This window comes from Ochrobactrum sp. BTU2 (assembly GCF_024539785.1).
GTDB lineage: Bacteria > Pseudomonadota > Alphaproteobacteria > Rhizobiales > Rhizobiaceae > Brucella > Brucella anthropi.
In genome coordinates, this window is sequence record NZ_JAHWRG010000011.1 from 49,689 (window position 1) to 70,617 (window position 20,929).

A 20,929-nucleotide genomic window follows, 5' to 3' on the forward strand; every position below is an offset into this window, starting at 1 on the left:
CTCCGCCTCCTTTCCTCAGTTGAACATTCGCGCGTTGCCGGGCTGATAGCCTGACCCCGGCGTCAGGAAACGCTCGCGCTGAATGCGTCCCTGTTCGGCTGCCGTGGCGCGTTCGGCCTCGGTCAAGGCATTCGCCCGGCCATTGGCCGAGATGACAGCGATCAGGTCCGAAAGCTGCTGCGACTGGAGGGCGAGAAGCTGGTTGCCAGCCTGGGTCGCCTGAAGCGCGCCGGTCGCCCCCTGGCTTTGGCCGACAAGCTCCGACATTTGCGTGCGATTGCTGTCGATATTGCCGACGACGCCGGCCTGGACGCGCATGGCGTCCTGCAGGCCGCCGACGGTGTTTTCCCAGCGCGAGCGCGCATCGGCGATCATCTGGGTGTCGGTCGCGGTCAAAGACAGCTTGCCGTAGTCCTGCTGGAACATCTGATCGATGTTCTGAACGTCGAACGCAATGTTCTGGGCCTGCCCGAGAAGCTGCTGGGTCCGCTGGACGTTCTGCTGAAGCGCCTGAAGCGAGCTGTGAGGCAGGCTCGCGAGATTGCGGGCCTGGTTGATCAGCATCTGCGCCTCGTTCTGAAGCGAGGTGATCTGGTTGTTGATCTGCTCCAGCGTACGGGCGGCGGTCAGCAGATTCTCCGCGTGGTTGGTCGGATCATAGACGATCCGGCCGAACCCGCCGAAGAAGGCATGGGCCGGGGTGATGAAGTCCGGCGCGAGCGCCAGCGGCGCGGCAAGCGAAAGGGCGAGCGCCGAAGCGCTGGCCATGCGGGAAATCCGGGTCTTTGTGCGCGTCATGGGGTACTTTCCTCTTCTTCCAGGGTGAGCTCGAACGCGTCCTCATCGAAAATGACGGACGGCAGATCCTCGCTTTCGGTCGCGAGATTGCTGAGGTCCGGGATCAGTTCTGCGGCCCATTCGACGCCACGCGCCTTGAGCCAGGCGGCGAGGAACCCGTCGCGGCCATGCTCGGTGAGGATTTCGCTGATCAGGGCCTGATCGGATTTGGCCGATGCGGCGCAAAGCGCCAGCCCGACTTCCGACAATCCGAGGTCAAACAGGCGGTTGCCGCGCCGCGACTGGCAGTAGTAGTCCCGCTTGGGCGTGGCCCGTGCGAGGATCTCGATCTGCCTGTCATTGAGGCCGAAACGGCGATAGATCGCGGTGATCTGGGGTTCGATGGCGCGCTCGTTGGGCAGCAACAGCCGCGTTGGGCAGCTTTCGATGATCGCCGGCGCGATGGCTGAATTGTCGATGTCGGACAGTGACTGCGTGGCGAAGATGACGCTGGCGTTCTTCTTTCGCAGGGTTTTGAGCCATTCCCTGAGTTGGTCCGCGAAGCCTTCGTCGTCGAGCGCCAGCCAGCCCTCGTCGATGATCAGCAGCGTGGGCCACCCGTCTAGCCGGTCGCCGATGCGGTGGAAGAGATAAGAGAGGACCGCGGGCGCCGCGCCGGTCCCGACAAGGCCCTCGATTTCGAATGCCTGCACGTCTGCTGAACCAAGATGTTCGGTCTCCGCATCGAGCAGCCGGCCATAGGGACCACCGACGCAATAGGCGCGGAGCGCCTGTTTCAGATCATTCGACTGGAGCAGCACGGCGAGGCCGGTGATGGTGCGTTCCCCGACCGGGGCGGAGGCGAGCGAGGTCAGGGCCGTCCAGATGTGCTCCTTCACCTCCGGGGTGATCTGGATGTTCTCGCGCGTCAGGATCGCCACGATCCAGTCGGCGGCCCAGGCGCGTTCGGCCGTCTCGTGAATGCGCGCCAGAGGTTGCAGCGAGACGGATGTTTCGGAAGCGTCGGTCAGCTCGCCACCAAGATCGTGCCAGTCACCTTGCATCGCGAGGGCGCAGGCCCGGATCGAGCCGCCGAAATCGAAGGCAAAGACCTGTGAGCGCGCGTAGCGCCGGAACTGCAAGGCCATTAGCGCCAGCAGCACCGATTTGCCGGCACCCGTCGGCCCGACGACAAGCGTATGGCCGACATCGCCGACATGGAGGGAAAACCGGAACGGGGTCGATCCTTCGGTCCTGCCATACAGCAGCGGGGGCGCGCCGAAGTGATCGTCCCGTTCCGGTCCCGCCCACACGGCGGACGAAGGGACCATGTGGGCAAGGTTGAGCGTCGAGACCGGCGGTTGCCGGACATTCGCATAGGCATGTCCGGGCAAGCTGCCGAGCCAGGCGTCGACGGCGTTGACCGTTTCGACCATGACGCTGAAATCGCGGGACTGGATGATCTTCTCGACCAGCCGCAGCTTTTCGTCGGCGCGGCGGGCGTCCTCGTCCCAAACGGTGACGGTCGCCGTGACATAGGCCATGCCCGCCATGTCGGCGCCAAGTTCCTGCAGGGCCATGTCGGCATCGGCCGCCTTGTTGGCGGCGTCGGTGTCGACGAGCGCGGATTGCTCGTTGGTCATCACCTCTTTCAGGATGGCGGCAATCGACTTGCGCTTGGCGAACCACTGGCGCCTGATCTTCGTCAGCAGCCGGGTCGCATCGGTCTTGTCCATGAGGATGGCGCGGGTCGACCAGCGATAGGGAAAGGCCAACCGGTTCATTTCGTCGAGCAGGCCGGGGGTGGTGGTTGCCGGAAAGCCGGTGATCGTCAGCACCCGGAGATGCTGATTGCCCAGGCGCGGCTCCAGCCCGCCGGTCAGCGGCTGATCGGCCAGCAGCGCATCGAGATAGGTCGGGGTTTCGGGCACGCGGACGCGATGCCGGTTGATCGAAATCGTCGAATGCAGGTAAGTCAGCGTCCCGGCGTCATCGAGCCAGCGGCATTCCGGCATAAAACCGTCGAGCAGCGCCAGCACGCGGTCGGTGCGGTCGGCAAAGCCGCGCACCAGTTCCCAAGGGTTCACGCTCGACGTTTCGCGGCCCTCGTAAAGCCAGGACTCGGAGCGGGCGGCATCCTCGGCGGGCGGAAGCCAGAGGAAGGTCAGGAAATAGCCAGAGACGAAATGGCTGCCTTTCTCCTCGAAATCGGCCTTGCGCTCGGCATCGACCAGCGCCGATGCGGGATCGGGGAAGCGGCTCGCCGGATAGGTGGCGGCTTCCGACCGCTGTGCTTCGACGAAGATCGCCCAGCCGGAGCCGAGGCGACGGAAGGCATTGTTAAGGCGGCCAGCGACCGCGACCAGCTCGGCCGCGACGGCGGAATCCAGATCGGGACCGCGAAACTTCGCGGTGCGCTGGAACGAGCCGTCCTTGTTGAGGACAACGCCGAAGCCGACCAGCGCTACCCAGGGAAGGTAATCGGCGAGGCGGGATGCGGTACGGCGGTATTCGGCGAGATTCATCATGGGCTTCCTCACACCGAAAGATGACCGGGGATGCGGAGGTGGCGGCGCGCGACCTCGACGAAGAGCGGATCGCGCTTGGCGGCCCAGACGGCGGCGATGTGACCGACGGCCCAGATCAGGATGCCGGCCAGCCAGAGCTGGAGGCCGAGGCCCACGGCTCCGGCCAGCGTGCCATTGAGGATCGCGACGGAGCGTGGTGCTCCGCCAAGCAGGATCGGTTCGGTCAGGGCGCGGTGAACCGGCACACTGAATCCCGGAACCGCGTCGAGCGCCTCGAAACTCACCGCCATCAGACCAGCGCTCCGCCGCCGAAGCTGAAGAACGAGAGGAAGAAGCTGGACGCCGCGAAGGCGATGGAGATACCGAAGACGATCTGGATGAGGCGACGGAAGCCGCCGCCGGTATCGCCGAATGCGAGCGTCAGGCCGGTGACGATGATGATGATCACTGCCACGATCTTGGCCACCGGGCCTTCGACGGATTCAAGGATGGATTGCAGCGGCGCTTCCCAGGGCATGGAGGAGCCAGACGCTTGGGCGGGGGCAGTCATCAGGCTCGCCCAGGTGAAGGCGGCGGCGGTCGCCAGATGATGACGGATACGAACGGCGCAACGGATCATGCAGGTTCTCCTGGAACGTGAGGGATTGAGGTGTCGGGAAAAGCGAGGGAAATCCGGTAATCGCCGTCGGGGCCGAGCCCTTCGACGCAGGCAAGTTCGGCCAGCCGGCGCGCGGAGCCGCGGCCAGCGAGGACGGCCACGAGGTCGATGGTCTCCGCGATCATCGCGCGCGGCACAGTGACGACGGCTTCCTGGATGAGTTGTTCGAGGCGGCGCAGGGCGCCGATGCCGGAACCAGCATGGATGGTGCCGATGCCGCCCGGATGGCCGGTGCCCCAGGCTTTGAGGAGATCGAGCGCCTCGGCGCCGCGCACCTCACCGATCGGAATGCGGTCCGGACGCAGGCGCAGCGAAGACCGCACCAGTTCCGACAAGGTGGCGACACCATCCTTGGTGCGCATCGCCACGAGATTCGACGCTGCGCATTGCAGTTCGCGGGTGTCCTCGATGATGACGACCCGATCCTGCGTCTTCGCCACCTCGGCGAGCAGCGCATTGGTCAGCGTCGTTTTACCGGTGGACGTGCCGCCTGCGACAAGGATGTTGGCGCGGGACGCGACGGCCGCGCGGAGCGTTTCCGCCTGATCGGCGGACATGATGCCGGCGGCCACATAGTCGTCTAGCGTGAATACTGCGACCGCGGGCTTGCGGATGGCGAAGGCGGGTGCGGACACGACCGGCGGCAGCAACCCCTCGAAGCGCTCGCCGGTTTCGGGCAGTTCGGCCGAGACGCGCGGGCTGCGCGCATGGACTTCGACGCCGACATGGTGGGCGACCAGCCGCACGATGCGCTCACCGTCAGCGGCGGACAGTATTTCGCCCGTATCGGCCAACCCTTCGGACAGCCGGTCCACCCAGATGCGTCCGTCCGGGTTCAGCATGACCTCGACGACAGACGGGTCTTGCAGCAGGGTTGAGATGGCAGGCCCGAGCGCTGTCCGGAGCATGCGCGCGCCGCGGTCCACATTTGCCTGTTTGTGGTTGATGCCTGGCATCTCGTCCCCGTTCCACCGGGGAGGCGAGAGACGATCCCCGGATGGGGATCACTAAAAGAGACACAAAACAGGTCGTTTCAACAAGTTTCGGTCGTCGTAGTAGTGTGGGATAAAATTACAGGAGAACGGCGGTGTGCCTGACCAGTCGGATGATCTGCAGGCACACCGGCATGCTCTCGACTGATTCGACCGGCCCGTGGCGTCAGGCCGCCTCGCCGGGACCGAGCCGACGTTCGCCCCAGGTGGTCCGCTCTCGGAAATCATGTCGCAAGTGGCTTAGCACTTGCGATAAAGTCTTGTGAAACGAATAGCCGCGACTTTCCGGGTGCAGCCGATCTATTGCGGGTTTCAGGAATTGCGCGAGATTGAGGCGCGCGCGCTCCATCTATAAGCAATAATTTCAACAAAACATGAAACGTTGAAATGATATGGACGAAAACGACGCGCTCGCGGGCTTCGCCGCGCTCTCTCACAAGGACCGCTTGCGGATAATCCGCATGTTGGTCGTCGCGGGGGCTGACGGCATGGCCGCTGGTGCCATCGCCGGCGCGCTCGATGATGCGCCGCCGTCGCGCGTCTCCTTCCATCTCAAGGAACTGGAGCGTGCCGGACTCGTGCAGGGGCGGCGAGATGGCAAGTCGATCATCTACAGCGCCAACTGGCCGGCGCTCTCCGATCTCGTCGCCTTCCTCATGCACGACTGCTGCCAAGGTCACTGCAAATATTGCGATCAAGCGATTGCCCTGTTCGCGAAATGCGAGGGCCGCCCAACCGGTACGATCCGCTGCGAATAGGACTGCCGATGCAGAAAGCCCTCGCCTTTGTTGAAAACAATCTCCTGCTGCTGGCCGTTGTAACGGCCGCGCTTGGCCTGCTCGTCCCTTCGCTCGGCATGGTCCTTGAAAGCGGCATAAGCCCGCTTCTGGCATTGCTGATGCTGGTCATCAGCCTGACATTCGACGCTCACGCCGTGAAGCTGGTTTTCCGGAAGCCGAGCCGGCAGCTTTGGGCGCTTGGCCTCGTCTATGGTCCCATGTCGCTCGCCGGATGGCTCACCGGGCGGCTGTTCTTCGGCTCTGGGCCGCTGGCCGCCGGTCAAACCCTTGTCGGCACTCTGCCGACTGACGTTTCCGCTCCGTTGCTGGTCCTGCTCGCACGCGGCAATGTCGCCCTCGCGGCGGTCCTCAATGCGGTTAACACAGTGCTTTCGCCCTTCATCGTGCCGATCCTGTTCCTGCTTCTCACCGGAATCGAGCTGCAAGTTCCCATCGGGGCGATCATCATGGAATTAGTGCTGATCGTGGTGCTGCCGACCGTGATCGGGGTCTACCTACGCACGCGATACCCGGAAGCGGTCGGCCGACACGATGGCCTCTATCCCGCTCTTGGTTCGGTGCTCTACCTGCTCCTGCTTCTGGCGGTCGTGGGTCCAAACGCCGAAACAATCCTCGGCTATGGCTGGTTCGCCCTCCTAATCGCGCTGGCCGCGCTCACGCTGAACCTGATCGGCTATGCGGTCGGGTCCATCGCAAAAGTCTTTGTGGCCGACCGGCAAGAGCTGATCGCCTACCTGTTCACGGTGAGCAAAAAGGAGTTCTCCATTGCGGCGGCGTTCGTAGCGGCGTCCGGGTTGCCCTCGGAAATCGCCGTGCCTGCCGCCTTCTTCGCTGTGATCCAGATGATTACGTCACCGATCGCCGCAAAGATTTTGGCATCGAGAGGCCCGGCGCTGCGGTGAGCAGTCATTAGGTTCTGGCTGGCAGCGGAGACAGGCTCTCTATTATCCTACAATCTGCGACCAGCCCGCATCCACACTGGTCTATCATCCTGTCCAGTTCCGACTTGAGCGCAGTTAGGTCTTCGATTTTTCGCTCGACTTCCTTCCGGTGCTCCTTTGCAATCGCATCAATCGCCGCGCAGGACTGCGAACGATCGTCGGCCAGCTTGAGAAACTCCCTGATCTGATCGAGCGAGAAACCAAGCTCGCGCGCACGCCTGATGAAGCTGAGGCGGTTGAGGTGGCCCGGCTCATATGCACGGTAGTTGCCATCGGTACGCGAGGGTGCGGGCAGGAGACCGTTCTTCTCGTAGAACCGGATCGTCTCGACCTTGGTCCCCGTTCGTCTAGCCAATTGGCCGATCATCAGAATTCTGTCGTTCATCTCTTGACCCTATAGTTACTACAGGGTCTATCTACAATGTCACATCGGGAAAGTCGAGGTGACATCATGGCGGCAGCGAGCCCTTACAGACTGCGTGTAGAAGGCATGGACTGCGCCTCCTGCGCGTTGAAAATTGAAACGGTGATGCAACGCCTGCCGGGCGTTAGCGACATTCATGTCAGCTACGCCAACGAGACGCTCGCATTGCAACTGGATGAGGACCGTACGGCTCTCGGCACCATTGAGCAAAAGATCCGAGCGCTCGGCTACACACCAGTGATCGAGCAGACCGAGGCAAAGGCGAGCCCACCTCGGAAACGCAGCACGGAGGCGTGGTGGAAAGGCAGCAAGGGTCGGCTTGTGCTCCTTACCGGCGCGTTGTTCATCCTTGCCTTCGCCCTCGCGCGTGTCCTGCCCGAATCGGAGCAATGGCTATACTCGGGCGCTGCATTGATCAGCATCATCCCGTTCGCGAGGCGGGCGGTCGCCGGCGCGATGTCCGGCTCCCCCTTCACCATCGAGACGCTGATGACGGTCGCGGCACTCGGCGCGGTCGCCATCGGCGAGGCCGAAGAAGCTGCTGTCGTGATCTTTCTGTTCGCAGTGGGCGAATTGCTTGAAACCGTGGCGGCCGGCCGTGCGCGCGCTGGCATTGAAGCACTGATCGATCTCGTGCCTCGGGCCGCGTTCCGCGAGCGTGATGGTGTTGTTGAGAAGGTCGCCGCAGAAGATCTGGCCGTCGGTGATGTTGTCGTTGTTCGGCCTGGTGACCGTGTGCCGTCTGACGGCACGGTGATTGACGGCGTTTCTGAGGTCGATGAGGCCCCGGTGACAGGCGAATCCGTGCCCGTGCTGAAAGAAGCCGGCGCAAACGTCTATGCCGGCAGCATCAATGCAAATGGCGAGTTGCGGGTGTCGATCAGCCATGTCGCGGCCGACAACACCATCGCCCGTATCATCCACATGGTCGAGGAAGCCCAGGAATCAAAGGCCGCGACGGCGCGTATGATCGACCGTTTCAGCCGCTGGTACACGCCGGGCGCGATGGTCGTCGCGGCTCTGATCGTTGTCGTGCCGCCGCTCGCCTTCGGCGGTGACTGGATGACATGGGTGTATCGGGGTCTCGCGACGTTGCTGATTGCTTGTCCCTGCGCGCTCGTGATTTCCACACCGGCGGCTATTGCTTCGGGTCTTGCCGCCGGTGCGCGTCAGGGACTGTTGATCAAGGGCGGCGCGACGCTGGAAACACTTGGCAAGGTCGTAACCGTTGCCTTCGACAAGACGGGAACGCTGACGCGTGGCCACCCCCAGGTGACGGACATTGTGCCGATCAATGGTGATGAGAACTCCGTCCTTGCCATCGCGGCGGCCGTCGAGCGCAGCACCAGCCATCCTCTCGGGATTGCAATCGTGGAGGCGGCAAAGGTGCGGGGGCTCGAACTGCCCGCCACCTTCGGGGGCGGCGTTGCCACACCCGGCAAAGCGGTCACAGCGCGGTTGAAGGACGGCTTCGCTTCGGTCGGGTCTCCCCGTCACGCCGCCGAACAAACGGGCCTCGAAGAGAGCATCGTTGACACGATCACCGGGCTGGAGAGCCAGGGCAAGACGGTCGTCGTGCTCATCAAGGGCAAGACCATCGAGGGATTGATCGCCTTGCGCGACGAGCCGCGCGACGACGCTATCGAAGGTGTGAAGCGGCTGACAGATCGCGGCGTGCGCCCTCTGATGCTGACCGGCGACAACAAGCGCACGGCCGACGCCATTGCGGCTCATCTCGGCCTTGAGGCGAGCGCCGAACTTCTGCCCGACGCCAAGCTCGCCGAGATCGGCCGCCTCAGGGCTGATGGACCGATTGCCATGGTGGGAGACGGTATCAACGACGCTCCGGCGCTCGCTGCTGCCTCCGTTGGCGTTGCCATGGGTGCGGGCACCGACGTCGCGCTGGAAACCGCTGATGCCGCGCTGCTCAGAAACCGGGTGACGGGTATCGCTGATCTCATCGGATTGTCGCAGGCGACGCTCGGCAATATCTGGCAGAACATCGCAATAGCGCTTGGTCTGAAGGCTGTCTTCCTCGTGACGACTCTATTCGGCATTACCACGCTCTGGATGGCCATCCTCGCCGATACGGGCGCTACTGTCCTCGTTACGGCCAATGCGCTGCGCCTGCTGACCTGGCGCGGCACCCGCGACAAATGAGCTTGAACAGTGCGCACATGCAGGTCGCGGCTTCCACTTCTCGCCAAGAAAGCCGAGGTATAATTTATGAGTAATCAGTCCCAGGGCAGTGCCAATTCATCCGAGAAGAGCGAACAATGGGCGCTCGCATGGGTACTTGCGATTAATACTGCCCAGGCAGCCATTGTGGGAGGATTAGGTTGGTGGGCTCAGTCAACAGGATTGATGGGCTCTGCACTCGATAATCTTGGCGATGCCGGTGTCTACGCCATCAGCCTTTTCGTCGTAGGTCGCGGTTTGGCGGCGAAGGTTCGCGTTGCGCGGCTGTCGGGTATGCTCCTGATAGTATTCGCCGGTTTGCTTCTGTTTGAGGTTGGCCGACGCTTCTTCACTGGCTCCGATCCGATCGGGCCGGTCATGATCGCCGTGGCAATCGCGAGCGCGCTTACGAATATGATCTGCATGTGGTTCCTGAAATCACATCGGGAAAGTGGCGTGCATCTGCAAGCCTCATGGATATTCACGACAAACGATATGCTCGTGAACTCGGCGATCGCTGTTTCTGGTCTTGCAGTAATTCTTTTCAATTCGCCTTATCCGGATCTGATCATTGGCTTGGGTGTGGTTGTAGTCGTTGTCAGAAGCGGCTTCGAAATCCTTGAGAAGGCCGGCGAAGCTGGAAAAGGAGAAAAGGAACATGACTAGTTTGCGAGCCCTATCCGCCGCCTTCCTTGCCCTTGCAGTGTCGATCTCTCCTGCTGTGGGTCACGACTTCCAAGCTGGTTCGATCACCATCAATCACCCGTGGTCACGCGCGACTCCGCCGGTCACGCCGGTAGCCGGCGGCTATCTGACGCTGACAAACGATGGCGATATGGCCGATCGCCTGGTTTCAATCTCATCACCTCTGTCAGACCGGGTGGAAATCCATGAGTCGACCGTGAGCGATGGGGTTGCCAGCATGAGGCCTGTGCAAAATGGCATCGAAATTGGAGCTGGCGAGACCGTCGAGCTTCAACCTGGCGGTATGCACATCATGTTCTTGAAGCCATCGCGCCCTTTGAAGGATGGGGAGCGGTTTGCCGCGACTCTTGTGTTCGAGCAGGCCGGTGCGATCGACGTTGAGTTCGTTGTGCAGAACATGGGCGCTCGTCCGGAATCTGCGAACGAACATGACGGACACGGAGAGGCTGTCCAATGAGCGGCGTCAAACTTTTCCGCCTTGTTGCATGGGTTGCCGTCGCCGCTGTCGGCGGGCTTTTCATCGGCCTGTCCGTATCCAAGCCTTGGCAACAGCAAACCGTGGCGGTCGCGTCCTCGACAGGCACGGCAGCCATCGGCGGCCCGTTCCAGCTCACATCCCATCGAGGCGAAACGATCGACAATGCTGCGCTGGCCGGAAAGCCTTATCTCGCCTTCTTCGGCTTCACCCATTGTCCCGATGTGTGCCCGACGACGCTCTATGAACTGAGCGATCTCATGAACGAGCTCGGGCCGGTGGCCGACCAGTTCAACGTCCTGTTCTTCACCGTCGATCCCGAACGGGACACACAAGAATTGCTGGCTCAGTACATGACAGCCTTTGATAACCGCATCCTCGCACTGCGGGGAAATCGACAGGAAACGGACGCTGTGGTGAAGGCCTTTGCGGCCTATGCGCGAAAAGTGCCTCTGGAAGGGGGCGAATACACAATGGATCATACCGCCGGCGTTTACCTGATGGATGCCGAGAGCCAATTCGTCGGCACGCTCGACATGCACGAGCCGCGTGAGATTCGATTGCAGAAGCTCCGCCGCCTGGCGGGCGAGATTGGCTGATGGAGTTCTCCAGTATCGGAATAGCGACGGCTTTCGCCGCAGGTGTCGTATCCTTCCTGTCGCCCTGCGTCCTTCCGCTGGTGCCGGGCTATATCTCCTACGTCGCAGGCCGCACGATTAGCCCGGATGGCACTGCGGCCGATGCCGAATTCAAGGCGGCAAGCCGAACTCTCGGCCTCAGCCTCTGCTTCGTGCTCGGCTTTACGACCGTGTTCGTCCTCCTTGGGGCCAGCGCAACCGTGTTGAGCCGGCTCCTGCGCATGTATCTTTTCGAAGCGAACCTGATCGGAGGCGTAATCGTCGTCCTCTTCGGTCTGTTCACGACAGGCCTCGTACCAATGCCCTGGCTCAATCGTGAAGCGCGGTTCCATGCCAATCCGGGCAGCGGAAGCGCCGGCGCGGCTTATCTCCTCGGTCTCGCTTTCGCGTTCGGCTGGACTCCCTGCATCGGACCAGTGCTGGGCGCGATTCTGACCCTGTCCGCCGCCAACGCCACGGTCGCAAGCGGAACGACGCTGCTCGCCGTCTACTCGCTCGGCCTTGGCCTCCCTTTCATCTTGGCCGCTTTGTTCATGCGCGGGTTCATGGCGCGGATGATGTCGATGCGCCGTACTGGCCGGGTGCTCAAAATCGTCGCTGGTGGGGTGATGGTGGTGATGGGCATCGCCATGATCACCGGCCATCTAACCAGCTTTGCGATATGGCTGCTCCAGACTTTCCCGGCCCTCGGCCGGATCGGCTAAGCCGGAGTTTAAAGGACATTTGGACATGCTCAGGCTCGGCCTTCCCATCGCCCTTGGCGGATTTTTCCTTGATCAGGCGACGAAGTGGTGGGTCCTGAACCATGTTATGAACCCGCCTCAGGTCATCCCCGTCACCGGCTTCTTTAATCTCGTGCTCGGCTTCAATACCGGCGTGAGCTTCGGATTGTTCGGCCAGGCGCCGGCTTGGCTCCTGATGGCGTTCACGCTCGCTATAGTCGCTGGCCTCCTTGTCTGGATCCATCGAAGCGACAGCCGCCTGACGGCATCCGCCCTCGGGCTCGTGGTTGGGGGGGCGCTCGGCAATCTGCTCGACCGGCTGCGGCAGGGTGCGGTGGCGGATTTCCTGGATTTTTACATTGGCAGCTATCATTGGCCCGCCTTCAACCTTGCCGACGTGGCGATTGTCTGTGGGGTCGGGCTTTTGCTGGTGGAGAGCGTTCTGGCACGAGGCAAAACAAAGGCTGCATGAACAGAAGTCCTCGCCAGCTATCCGAAACTATCGCCGCAAAATTCCCGGAACCTGCAACGTAGCGGGCTTTAGAAGTAGTGCGACATGGCAATGGCTCGGGCGGGCTTAGCCGCAGCAGGCAGACGCTCTCGTCTGCTGCGCGCGATGCCTCGGCTTGCAGATTGCGGGGCGCGGGCTGAGACGCACAATCGTCCGGTCTTTCTCGATCTCGATTCCGGCCCCGTCATAGACCTGCATCGGCTCACCGGGCCGGCTCACCTCCCATGTCAACCGCGCGTCCGTGTCAAGCTGGACCCTGCTGCCGACCTTTCCCAAGATTGACCGGAACTTGGCGACGGTCATCGGCATGCTGCCTTCGGTCGGGGGAATATCCTCGACCTGCAAGACCGTCTCCCGCCACGCATCGGGATTGCCGCCGCAATCGAGCGTGACGAAGGAACCGGCCTTGACCTCCGTGATGTGATAGCCGGCCTGCACCTGCTGCCCGTCGCCATAGGCGAGCACAAGAACCTTGTCGGCATGGCCCTCCAAAATATCGAGGATCGCCCCGAGCGAGGCAACATCAGGAAATTCTGTGATTAAGGGGCTGGCGTAAGCGTTCATGTCCGTGTATCCATGATTCAACTACTCTTGAGATGTTGAGGCATACATGAACGAAAAGCAAGCCCTCTCTGCCTTCGCGGCGCTCTCGCAGGAAACCCGGCTGCGCATCGTGCGCCTGCTGGTGACGGCCGGCCCGGAAGGGATGCCGGCCGGCGCGATCGGGGAAGCGATGGACGGCGCATCGTCGTCGCGCATGTCCTTCCACCTGAGCCACCTTGAACAAGCCGACCTCATCGAGTCGCGGCGCGACGGGCGCTCGATCATCTACAGCGCCTCCTATCCGGCGCTGTCCGGCCTGCTCGAATTTCTCATGCGCGATTGCTGCCAAGGCCACCCGGACGTGTGCAACCCGGCAGTCGCCGCGCTGTCCTGCTGCAAACCGACGAAAGGCGTCACCCATGCCTGAGCCTATGGCCAATCACTCCGATAGAATCTTCAACGTGCTGTTTCTTTGCACCGGAAATTCCGCCCGCTCGATCCTTGCCGAAAGCATCTTGAACAAGGATGGTGCGGGTCGCTTCCGGGCCTATTCGGCTGGAAGCCAGCCCAAAGGCGAAGTGAACCCGCTCGCCCTGAAGGTACTCGAAAGCTACGACTACCCGGCTGAAGGCTTCCGATCGAAAGGATGGGAAGAATTCTCCGGCCCCGACGCGCCGGTGATGGATTTCGTGTTCACCGTCTGCGACAACGCGGCCGGCGAAGCCTGTCCGGTCTGGCCGGGCCAGCCGATGACCGCGCATTGGGGTATCGAAGACCCCGCCACCGTCGAGGGCACCGAGATTCAGCGCATGGCGGCTTTTGTCACGGCGTTTCGCTACATGAAAACCCGGATTTCGGTCTTCGTGGCCTTGCCCGTCGCCAGCCTCGATAAATCGTCGCTCAATATGAAGCTCAACGAAATCGGTCAATCCGAAGGGGCAGCCTCGCCCCGCTCTGGCGCGGCGTGAGGCAATCCATGGATGTCATTGTCTACCACAATCCCGATTGCGGCACCTCGCGCAATACGCTCGGCCTGATCCGCAATTCCGGCGTCGAGCCGCATATCATCGAATATCTGAAAACCCCGCCCTCACGGGCGCTGCTCGCGCAACTCATCGAGCGCGCCAGCCTGACGGCCCGCTCGATCTTGCGGGAGAAAGGAACGCCCTATGCCGACCTCGGCCTTGGCGATCCAGAATTGAGCGATGACGCATTGCTCGACGCCATGATGGCGCACCCGATCCTCATCAATCGCCCCCTCGTCGTCACCCCCCAAGGGGTCAAGCTCTGCCGACCGTCCGAAGCCGTTCTTGATCTGCTGCCCCCACAACGGGGCGAGTTCGTCAAAGAGGATGGCGAGCGGATCATTGACGAACATGGACGGCGCGTTGCTTCCGCCTGACTTTCAGCCTGCGATTGGAGAATACTGATGGCTTCCCTCAAGCCAGCTTCCCGCCTTGGTTTCCTCGACCGCTATCTGACGGTGTGGATTTTCGCCGCGATGGCACTCGGCGTCGTGCTGGGCACGATATTCACCGGCTTGCCGGAAGCTCTCAACGCCATGTCGGTCGGCACCACCAACATACCGATCGCCATCGGCCTGATCCTGATGATGTATCCGCCGCTCGCCAAGGTGCGCTACGAAGAACTGCACCGGGTCTTTTCCGACAAGCGAGTGCTGATCCTTTCGCTGGTACAAAACTGGATCATCGGCCCGACGCTGATGTTCGCGCTGGCCGTGATCTTCCTGCGCGACCACCCGGAATACATGACAGGACTGATCCTGATCGGACTCGCCCGCTGCATCGCTATGGTGCTGGTCTGGAACCAACTCGCGCGCGGCGACAATCAATATGTCGCCGGTCTGGTTGCCTTCAACTCGATATTCCAGATTCTGTTCTTCTCCACCTATGCGTGGTTTTTCCTTTCCGTCTTGCCACCCCTCTTCGGCCTTGAGGGCAGCGTCATAGACGTGAGCTTCTGGACCATTACCGAAGCGGTGCTGATCTATCTCGGCATTCCCTTCCTCGCCGGGTTCCTGACGCGCCGCATCCTCATCGCTCGCAAAGGCGCGGGCTGGTATGAGCACGAATTTCTGCCGCGCATCAGCCCCATAACGCTAGCCGCGCTGCTGTTCACCATTGTCGCCATGTTCAGCCTCAAGGGCGCGGACGTGGTGTCGCTGCCTCTCGATGTCCTGCGCATAGCCATTCCCCTGGCGCTTTATTTCGTCATCCAGTTCCTCATCAGCTTCGCGATGGGCCGGCTGATCGAGGCGGATTATCCGCGCACCACGGCCATCGCCTTCACCGCTGCCGGCAATAATTTCGAGTTGGCCATCGCGGTCGCCATCGCGGCATTCGGTCTCGCATCGCCGGTGGCCTTCGCCGCCGTCATCGGCCCGCTCGTGGAAGTGCCCGCACTGATCCTGCTCGTTCATGTCGCGCTCAGGCTCGGCGCGAAGTGGTTTCCCGAGAAAGGGACGCCCGTTGCCGTTCCGGCCGAGGCCAAGCCATGACGGTTTCCGACCTTCCTAATGTGGTCCGCGCGGTGCTCGACAGCCCATCGGCTGAACGCCTACGAACGACGCCCTCTGCTCATCCGCCGCGCATTCTCCTGCTCTACGGCTCGTTGCGTGAACGCTCCTATAGCAAGCTGCTCACGCTCGAAGCCGAACGGCTCCTCAACCACTTCGGCGCGGAAACCCGTGTGTTCGATCCGCACGGCCTGCCGCTGCCTGATGGTGCGCCCGTTGATCATCCGAAGGTGCAGGAGCTTCGGAAACTTTCGGAATGGTCCGAAGGGCAGGTCTGGACCAGCCCCGAACGTCACGGTGCCATGAGCGGAGTCCTCAAGGCGCAAATCGACTGGATACCGCTCGCGGTTGGCGCAGTTCGCCCCACCCAGGGCCGCACATTGGCCGTGATGCAAGTCTCTGGCGGCTCGCAGAGTTTCAACGCCGTCAACCAACTTCGCGTCCTCGGCCGCTGGATGCGGATGATCACCATCCCCAACCAGTCCTCGGTCGCCAAGGCATATCAGGAGTTCGACGAAGCGGGTCGAATGAAGCCTTCATCCTATTACGACCGGGTGGTCGATGTGATGGAGGAACTGGTGAAGTTCACGCTTCTGACCCGCGACGTCGCTCCTTACCTCACCGACCGCTACAGCGAGCGCAAGGAAACCGCCCTAAAGCTGGAAGAGCGTATGGCGCTCAAGCGCGTCCGGTGACGACAAACCTGCCGGCTCAAACGGGCCTGTCTCCCGACGCGAGAAGGTGGCCCGTCATCTCCGCGCTCGGCATCGTACAGATATTTGCATGGGGCAGCTCCTATTACCTGCTCGCCGTTCTCGCCGCCCCGATCGCGGCCGATACGGGTTGGCCGCTTTCATGGATCGTCGGCGCTCTCTCCATTGGCCTGCTCGCGGCCGGCGTCGTTTCCCCGCGCGTGGGTGACGCCATTGGCCAGCACGGCGGGCGTCCCATCCTTGCTCTGGCTTGCCTGCTGTTCGCTGCCGGCCTCGTCATCCTTGCGGCTGCGCCGTCCCTATGGGTATTCGTCGCCGGATGGATCGTGCTCGGTATCGGCATGGGGGCCGGCCTTTATGATGCGGCATTTGCCACGCTCGGGGGCTATTATGGCCGTTCCGCGCGATCCGCCATCACTACACTGACCTTGTGGGGCGGCTTCGCAAGCACGGTCTGCTGGCCGCTCTCGGCCTTGTTTCTGGAGCATCTGGGATGGCGCGGGGCCTGCATGGCCTATGCCGGCATTCATCTCGCGATCTGCCTGCCGCTCGTGCTGCTGGTCCTTCCGAGCAACGGCAAGCCCAGGCCGATCGGTGGCAAAGACCAAGCTCCTGCGATCAAGCTGCGCGACCATGAGCGCCGGGCCTATCTGATCATGATGGCGATCGTGGTGCTGGCCGGATTGGGCGTCACCATCATATCGGTGCATCTGCTGACCCTGTTGCAGCAACGCGGGCTGTCGCTGGGCGAAGCTGTAGCCCTCGGCGCGCTGATAGGCCCGGCCCAAGTCGCCGGCCGAATTGGCGAAATGGCGAGCGGGGGGAGGCATCATCCCTTCTGGACACTCGCGGCCGCCTCCGTCCTGAGCGCGGCAGGGGTGACGATGCTCGCGGCAGGTTTTCTCATCATCGGCCTGTCGCTCATCCTCTACGGGGCCGGCAATGGCATCTTCTCGATCGCCAAGGGTGCGCTCCCGCTCGCCCTGTTCGGACCTTCCCGCTATGCGCCGATCATGGGGCGGCTTGCCCGGCCCAGTCTCGTCGCCCAAGCTGCCGGCCCAACCGTGGGTGCGATCCTGCTTTCGGTCGGGGGCACCGATCAAACTCTTGTGGCGCTGGCAGCTCTCGCCATCGCCAATCTCGCCCTCGTCGCGCTGTTATGGGGGCCGATCAAAGGAGAAGCGGGAAGCAACGATAAGTTTTGAGAAGCCGTCACGAAGATCCCTGATTTTTGTAGCAGGTCAGGCCAACGTTGAATTTTCAGGGGAATTTCTGTCGCAAATGTCGCGTGCGAAAGTCAAAATTGTGCGACTGATTTTTGCGACACGTCGCGGCCCGGAATCCGGGCCGCAATGGATTACCGCTCTTCCCGCTGCTGTGGTGCTGGACCGATTGTAGCGGGTTCCCCTTCGATGATGCGGATCGGCACGCCCAAAGCAGCCGAAAGGGATGCTTCGCTGCCACCGGCAAGCTCTGTTCCGGGGAGAACCGTAAGAACCACATATCCGGTGCGCTCATCGACATATCCGCCGTAGCCATCGGGAAGAACGCGCGTAATCATCTGGCGGTCATCCAACGCGGCGACCAGTTGATCGACGGTATGGGATGCGCCTGTCAGGACTTCGACACGCACCCGATCTTCGCCCAATTGGTACTGAAGCGTGCCCGCATCCCGGTCTCCCGTTAGCCTGACGACGACATGGAAATCGGGCTCGCGCTCGATGAAGATACCGGCGATACGGTCGCGGAAACGCTCCTGTAGGGCGGCCGAAAGCGGGCCGGTGTCCGGCTCCATCTCATGCGAGGGGATTTCAGGAACATAGTTCTCAGGCAACCCGGCCGGTCTGGCGGACGTGGGCGCCTCCGCGCCTGCCACGGATGCTGCCGCGACAAACACCGTTGCGCCAAAAGCCCCCGCCCATACCCTATTCATTTGTGGTTTTGCCGCGTGCTTCGAAGAGCGCGGCCTTGTCTTCCGCGGGGCTGATGAAACCGTCGCCATCGGTGTCGATCTGGTCAGACTTCATCGGTCATGTTCGGATTCCCGGCTTTCGCCTCTTCCCGGCTCAGCTTGCCGTCGCCATCCGTGTCGCCCGCGTCCCATTCGGCCTGCCATGCGGCTTCGTCAAAATCTGCGGGCGGTTCCGTCTGGGCGAAGGCAGGGACGGCGAGACCGATGGCGAACAGGCTGGCAATGGCAAGTCTCAAGGCTGTTCCTCCAAAGTCGAGTGAATATACAGCCATCACCTTAGGATAATTCGCGAAAATCCCAAAGACCGCGACAGTCGCGAAGGCCGCTTCCGGCGGATCCTTGTTACTGCTCAGCCAACCGGGAGCGGGAACTCGTGTCAACGACTAAGGCGGCCAAATTCAACTCTCTGATCCGTCACATCCTCCGACACCTCCTGCCGCAGCTTCGGTCCCTGTGCGAGGCGGCGACCGAGCGCGGTGATGAACGCCTCGTATCGCTCCGCTGATTTGGCCTTCGCGGCCTTTGCCGCCGGCTCAGGCAAGGCCGGTGTGGTGTTGACCCAGAAGCGGATGAAGACCGCCAGGCTTTCGACGGCGATGCCGACGTCTCGTTCAAGCCGGTCCATGCGGCGATCGAGTCGATCGAGGCGCTTGGCGATTATCGCCTCTCGGCGTTCGGCATCGTCGGGAGACAGGAATGAGGCGATGGCCGCCTCGCCGATCATCGACTGCGACCGGTCCCGCCGCGCGGCAAACTCGGTCAGGGCTTTTTCGACATCGGGGTCCAGATAGACGGTGAGTTTTTTCTTCTTCCGGAGATTGGCCATGGCGCTACAGCTCCATGCCGTCGTTCGGGTCCATGGCAACCTGCCGGGCAATGCCCTGCACCTGGCGGATCATGCGCCGATTTTGCATGGCCTCTTCCTCAACTTCATCGGGCGGCGCGATCTCGAATTCGTTCTCGAGGGGCTTTTTCTTCTCCACGGGCTTTACGCGGCTGAGTTCAGGCTGCAATCGGCGTTCGGATTCGGTCGGATCTTCGTCATTGGTTCTCTGGTCGCCGTGATCCGTGGCGCCTTCCGGTCGCGCCGGGATCGGAAGCTTGGTCCAGTCGTCGGGCCGCGTTTCTTCGGGACCTTTCAATTCAGGCGGTGACAGAACGCGCTCGCGAAACCGGGCGTCCTCGTAATAGCGCGCCTTCGTCGCCCGGATCGGGGGGATGCCCGCCACCATGACGATCTCCTCATGTGGGGGAAGCTGCATGATCTCGCCCGGCGTCAGCAACTGGCGCGCGGTTTCCGAGCGCGAGACCATAAGGTGCCCGAGCCAGGGCGACAGGCGATGGCCGGCATAGTTCTTCATCGCCTTCATCTCGGTGGCGGTGCCGAGCGCATCCGACACCCGTTTCGCCGTGCGCTCGTCGTTGGTGGCGAAGCTGACGCGGACATGGCAGTTGTCGAGGATCGAGTTGTTCGGCCCGTAGGCTTTCTCGATCTGGTTCAGCGACTGCGCGATCAGGAATGATTTCAGACCGTAGCCGGCCATGAAAGCCAGCGCGGTCTCGAAGAAATCGAGCCTGCCCAGCGCCGGAAACTCGTCCAGCATCAGAAGGAGCCGATGCCGCCCGGCGTTCGCCTGCAGGTCTTCGGTCAGGCGACGGCCGATCTGATTGAGCAGCAATCGCATCAGCGGCTTGGTGCGGTTGATGTCGGAGGGCGGCACGACGAGGTAAAGCGTGACCGGCTGATCGCCTCCCACAATATCGCTGATGCGCCAGTCGGAGCGGCGTGTGACTTCGGCCACGACCGGATCGCGATACAGGCCGAGAAACGACATCGCCGTCGACAACACGCCGCTGCGCTCGTTCTCGGACTTGTTGCGCAGCTCGCGCGCGGCGCTGGCAACGACCGGGTGCGGCCCCGCTTCGCCCAGATGCGCGGTCTTCATCATGGCGCGCAACGTGGAATCCACCGGGCGCTTCGGATCGGACAGGAATTTGGCCACACCTGCCAGGGTCTTGTCGGGTTCGGCGTAAAGCACATGCAGGATGGCGCCCACCAGCAGCGAATGGCTGGTCTTTTCCCAATGGTTGCGCTTGTCGAGACTGCCTTCCGGATCGACGAGGATGTCGGCGATGTTCTGGACGTCGCGCACCTCCCACTCGCCGCGGCGCACTTCCAGCAGCGGATTGTAGGCCGAGGATTTCGGGTTGGTCGGGTCGAAGAGCAGCACGCGGCCGTGCTGCGAGCGGAAGCCGGAGGTGAGCTGCCAGTTCTCACCCTTGATGTCGTGGACGATGGCCGACCCCGGCCAGGTCAGCAGCGACGGGACGACGAGGCCGACGCCTTTGCCCGAACGTGTCGGGGCAAAGCACAGGACATGCTCCGGCCCGTCATGGCGTAGATAGTCCTTCTCGTAACGGCCGAGAACAACACCATCGGGATCGAGCAGGCCCGCCGCCTTGATCTCTCCTTTCCCGGCCCATCGCGCCGAGCCATAGGTGGCGACGTTTTTCGCCTCGCGCGCCCGCCAGACCGACATGCCGATGGCGACGGCAATGGCGATGAAGCCGCCCGATGCCGCGATGATCCCGCCCTTGGCGAAGATCGGCGGCGCATAGGCTTCGTAGAAATACCACCACCAGAAGATCGCGGGCGGATAATAGATCGGCACGCCGAACATCACGAACCAGGGCGGCCCGAGTTGCGCCTGATAACCGAGGCTCGAGGCGACATACTGGGTCGCGCCCCAGGTGGTGGCGAGGATGATGAGGAAGACGATGGTGATCTGTCCCCAGAGGATCTTGGTCGCGGACAT

General features: G+C 62.3%; 25 protein-coding genes. 14 read left to right on the forward strand and 11 right to left on the reverse strand.

Annotated elements, in window-relative coordinates:
* Positions 1-15: 15 nt before the first annotated feature.
* From trbJ to trbB, 5 genes are read right to left on the reverse strand one after another with little or no spacing between them, the layout of a single operon-like run.
* Positions 16-798: a P-type conjugative transfer protein TrbJ gene (gene trbJ / locus KWJ32_RS22545; protein ID WP_012092659.1), complete on the reverse strand. Its 783-nt coding sequence runs from the start codon at positions 796-798 to the stop codon at positions 16-18.
* A complete protein-coding gene (trbE, locus tag KWJ32_RS22550) occupies positions 795-3,305 on the reverse strand; it encodes a conjugal transfer protein TrbE (protein ID WP_012092658.1) in 2,511 nt (836 codons plus the stop codon). The genes trbJ and trbE overlap by 4 nt, the downstream gene beginning before the upstream one ends.
* Positions 3,306-3,313: 8 nt before the next feature.
* Positions 3,314-3,595 (reverse strand): VirB3 family type IV secretion system protein, encoded by a 282-nt coding sequence (locus KWJ32_RS22555; RefSeq protein ID WP_012092657.1) that lies wholly within the window; start codon positions 3,593-3,595, stop codon positions 3,314-3,316.
* Positions 3,595-3,924, reverse strand: coding sequence for a TrbC/VirB2 family protein (locus KWJ32_RS22560; RefSeq protein WP_012092656.1), 330 nt, complete (start codon positions 3,922-3,924; stop codon positions 3,595-3,597). The genes KWJ32_RS22555 and KWJ32_RS22560 overlap by 1 nt, the downstream gene beginning before the upstream one ends.
* A complete protein-coding gene (gene trbB, locus KWJ32_RS22565; protein ID WP_012092655.1) occupies positions 3,921-4,919 on the reverse strand; it encodes a P-type conjugative transfer ATPase TrbB in 999 nt (332 codons plus the stop codon). The genes KWJ32_RS22560 and trbB overlap by 4 nt, the downstream gene beginning before the upstream one ends.
* Before the next feature lie 428 nt (positions 4,920-5,347).
* On the opposite strand from trbB, the gene KWJ32_RS22570 reads away from it, so the two are divergent.
* Together KWJ32_RS22570 and KWJ32_RS22575 are read left to right on the forward strand one after the other, a co-directional pair.
* The gene (locus tag KWJ32_RS22570; protein ID WP_012092654.1) at positions 5,348-5,713 is read left to right on the forward strand and encodes a metalloregulator ArsR/SmtB family transcription factor; all 366 of its coding nucleotides are present in this window, start codon (positions 5,348-5,350) and stop codon (positions 5,711-5,713) included.
* Positions 5,714-5,721: 8 nt separating this feature from the next.
* Positions 5,722-6,657: a bile acid:sodium symporter gene (locus KWJ32_RS22575; protein WP_151609585.1), complete on the forward strand. Its 936-nt coding sequence runs from the start codon at positions 5,722-5,724 to the stop codon at positions 6,655-6,657.
* A gap of 7 nt (positions 6,658-6,664) precedes the next feature.
* On the opposite strand, the gene KWJ32_RS22580 is transcribed toward KWJ32_RS22575, so the two are convergent.
* Entirely contained in the window at positions 6,665-7,081 is a 417-nt protein-coding gene (locus KWJ32_RS22580) for a helix-turn-helix domain-containing protein (protein WP_012092652.1), read from the reverse strand.
* 66 nt (positions 7,082-7,147) lie between these two features.
* Here KWJ32_RS22580 and KWJ32_RS22585 point away from each other — a divergent pair, with 66 nt between their 5' ends.
* From KWJ32_RS22585 to lspA, 6 genes are all read left to right on the forward strand, one after another.
* On the forward strand, positions 7,148-9,280 hold the full coding sequence (locus tag KWJ32_RS22585; protein WP_151609587.1) for a heavy metal translocating P-type ATPase: 2,133 nt from the start codon (positions 7,148-7,150) through the stop codon (positions 9,278-9,280).
* Positions 9,281-9,346: 66 nt separating this feature from the next.
* On the forward strand, positions 9,347-9,964 hold the full coding sequence (locus KWJ32_RS22590; RefSeq protein ID WP_012092650.1) for a cation transporter: 618 nt from the start codon (positions 9,347-9,349) through the stop codon (positions 9,962-9,964).
* Complete coding sequence (locus tag KWJ32_RS22595) at positions 9,957-10,460, forward strand: copper chaperone PCu(A)C (protein WP_028034400.1); 504 nt, start codon at positions 9,957-9,959, stop codon at positions 10,458-10,460. Before KWJ32_RS22590 ends, KWJ32_RS22595 begins: the two co-directional genes overlap by 8 nt.
* Complete coding sequence (locus KWJ32_RS22600) at positions 10,457-11,077, forward strand: SCO family protein (RefSeq protein WP_012092648.1); 621 nt, start codon at positions 10,457-10,459, stop codon at positions 11,075-11,077. The genes KWJ32_RS22595 and KWJ32_RS22600 overlap by 4 nt, the downstream gene beginning before the upstream one ends.
* Positions 11,077-11,820, forward strand: coding sequence for a cytochrome c biogenesis protein CcdA (locus tag KWJ32_RS22605; protein WP_012092647.1), 744 nt, complete (start codon positions 11,077-11,079; stop codon positions 11,818-11,820). Before KWJ32_RS22600 ends, KWJ32_RS22605 begins: the two co-directional genes overlap by 1 nt.
* 25 nt (positions 11,821-11,845) lie before the next feature.
* The gene (gene lspA / locus KWJ32_RS22610) at positions 11,846-12,310 is read left to right on the forward strand and encodes a signal peptidase II (RefSeq protein ID WP_012092646.1); all 465 of its coding nucleotides are present in this window, start codon (positions 11,846-11,848) and stop codon (positions 12,308-12,310) included.
* Positions 12,311-12,415: 105 nt separating this feature from the next.
* Here the strand turns inward: lspA and KWJ32_RS22615 are convergent, their stop codons facing one another.
* Complete coding sequence (locus tag KWJ32_RS22615; RefSeq protein WP_012092645.1) at positions 12,416-12,913, reverse strand: DUF6428 family protein; 498 nt, start codon at positions 12,911-12,913, stop codon at positions 12,416-12,418.
* Between the two features lie 46 nt (positions 12,914-12,959).
* Between KWJ32_RS22615 and KWJ32_RS22620 the strand changes: the two genes are divergently transcribed.
* From KWJ32_RS22620 to KWJ32_RS22645, 6 genes are read left to right on the forward strand one after another with little or no spacing between them, the layout of a single operon-like run.
* Positions 12,960-13,319, forward strand: a complete 360-nt coding sequence (locus KWJ32_RS22620; RefSeq protein WP_012092644.1) for a metalloregulator ArsR/SmtB family transcription factor — start codon at positions 12,960-12,962, stop codon at positions 13,317-13,319.
* On the forward strand, positions 13,312-13,860 hold the full coding sequence (locus tag KWJ32_RS22625; protein WP_012092643.1) for an arsenate reductase ArsC: 549 nt from the start codon (positions 13,312-13,314) through the stop codon (positions 13,858-13,860). Before KWJ32_RS22620 ends, KWJ32_RS22625 begins: the two co-directional genes overlap by 8 nt.
* Before the next feature lie 8 nt (positions 13,861-13,868).
* On the forward strand, positions 13,869-14,294 hold the full coding sequence (gene arsC, locus KWJ32_RS22630) for an arsenate reductase (glutaredoxin) (protein ID WP_012092642.1): 426 nt from the start codon (positions 13,869-13,871) through the stop codon (positions 14,292-14,294).
* A 27-nt stretch (positions 14,295-14,321) separates the two neighbouring features.
* The gene (arsB, locus tag KWJ32_RS22635; protein WP_012092641.1) at positions 14,322-15,410 is read left to right on the forward strand and encodes an ACR3 family arsenite efflux transporter; all 1,089 of its coding nucleotides are present in this window, start codon (positions 14,322-14,324) and stop codon (positions 15,408-15,410) included.
* Positions 15,407-16,123: an arsenical resistance protein ArsH gene (arsH, locus tag KWJ32_RS22640; RefSeq protein ID WP_151609589.1), complete on the forward strand. Its 717-nt coding sequence runs from the start codon at positions 15,407-15,409 to the stop codon at positions 16,121-16,123. Before arsB ends, arsH begins: the two co-directional genes overlap by 4 nt.
* Positions 16,120-17,346, forward strand: a complete 1,227-nt coding sequence (locus KWJ32_RS22645) for an MFS transporter (protein ID WP_012092639.1) — start codon at positions 16,120-16,122, stop codon at positions 17,344-17,346. Before arsH ends, KWJ32_RS22645 begins: the two co-directional genes overlap by 4 nt.
* Before the next feature lie 152 nt (positions 17,347-17,498).
* Here KWJ32_RS22645 and KWJ32_RS22650 read toward each other — a convergent pair whose 3' ends face one another.
* From KWJ32_RS22650 to KWJ32_RS22665, 4 genes are all read right to left on the reverse strand, one after another.
* Complete coding sequence (locus tag KWJ32_RS22650) at positions 17,499-18,074, reverse strand: hypothetical protein (protein WP_028034399.1); 576 nt, start codon at positions 18,072-18,074, stop codon at positions 17,499-17,501.
* 83 nt (positions 18,075-18,157) lie between these two features.
* Positions 18,158-18,349 (reverse strand): hypothetical protein, encoded by a 192-nt coding sequence (locus KWJ32_RS22655; protein WP_151609591.1) that lies wholly within the window; start codon positions 18,347-18,349, stop codon positions 18,158-18,160.
* 140 nt (positions 18,350-18,489) lie between these two features.
* Positions 18,490-18,939, reverse strand: a complete 450-nt coding sequence (locus KWJ32_RS22660) for a CopG family transcriptional regulator (protein ID WP_012092637.1) — start codon at positions 18,937-18,939, stop codon at positions 18,490-18,492.
* Positions 18,940-18,943: 4 nt separating this feature from the next.
* The gene (locus KWJ32_RS22665) at positions 18,944-20,929 is read right to left on the reverse strand and encodes a conjugal transfer protein TraG (RefSeq protein ID WP_012092636.1); all 1,986 of its coding nucleotides are present in this window, start codon (positions 20,927-20,929) and stop codon (positions 18,944-18,946) included.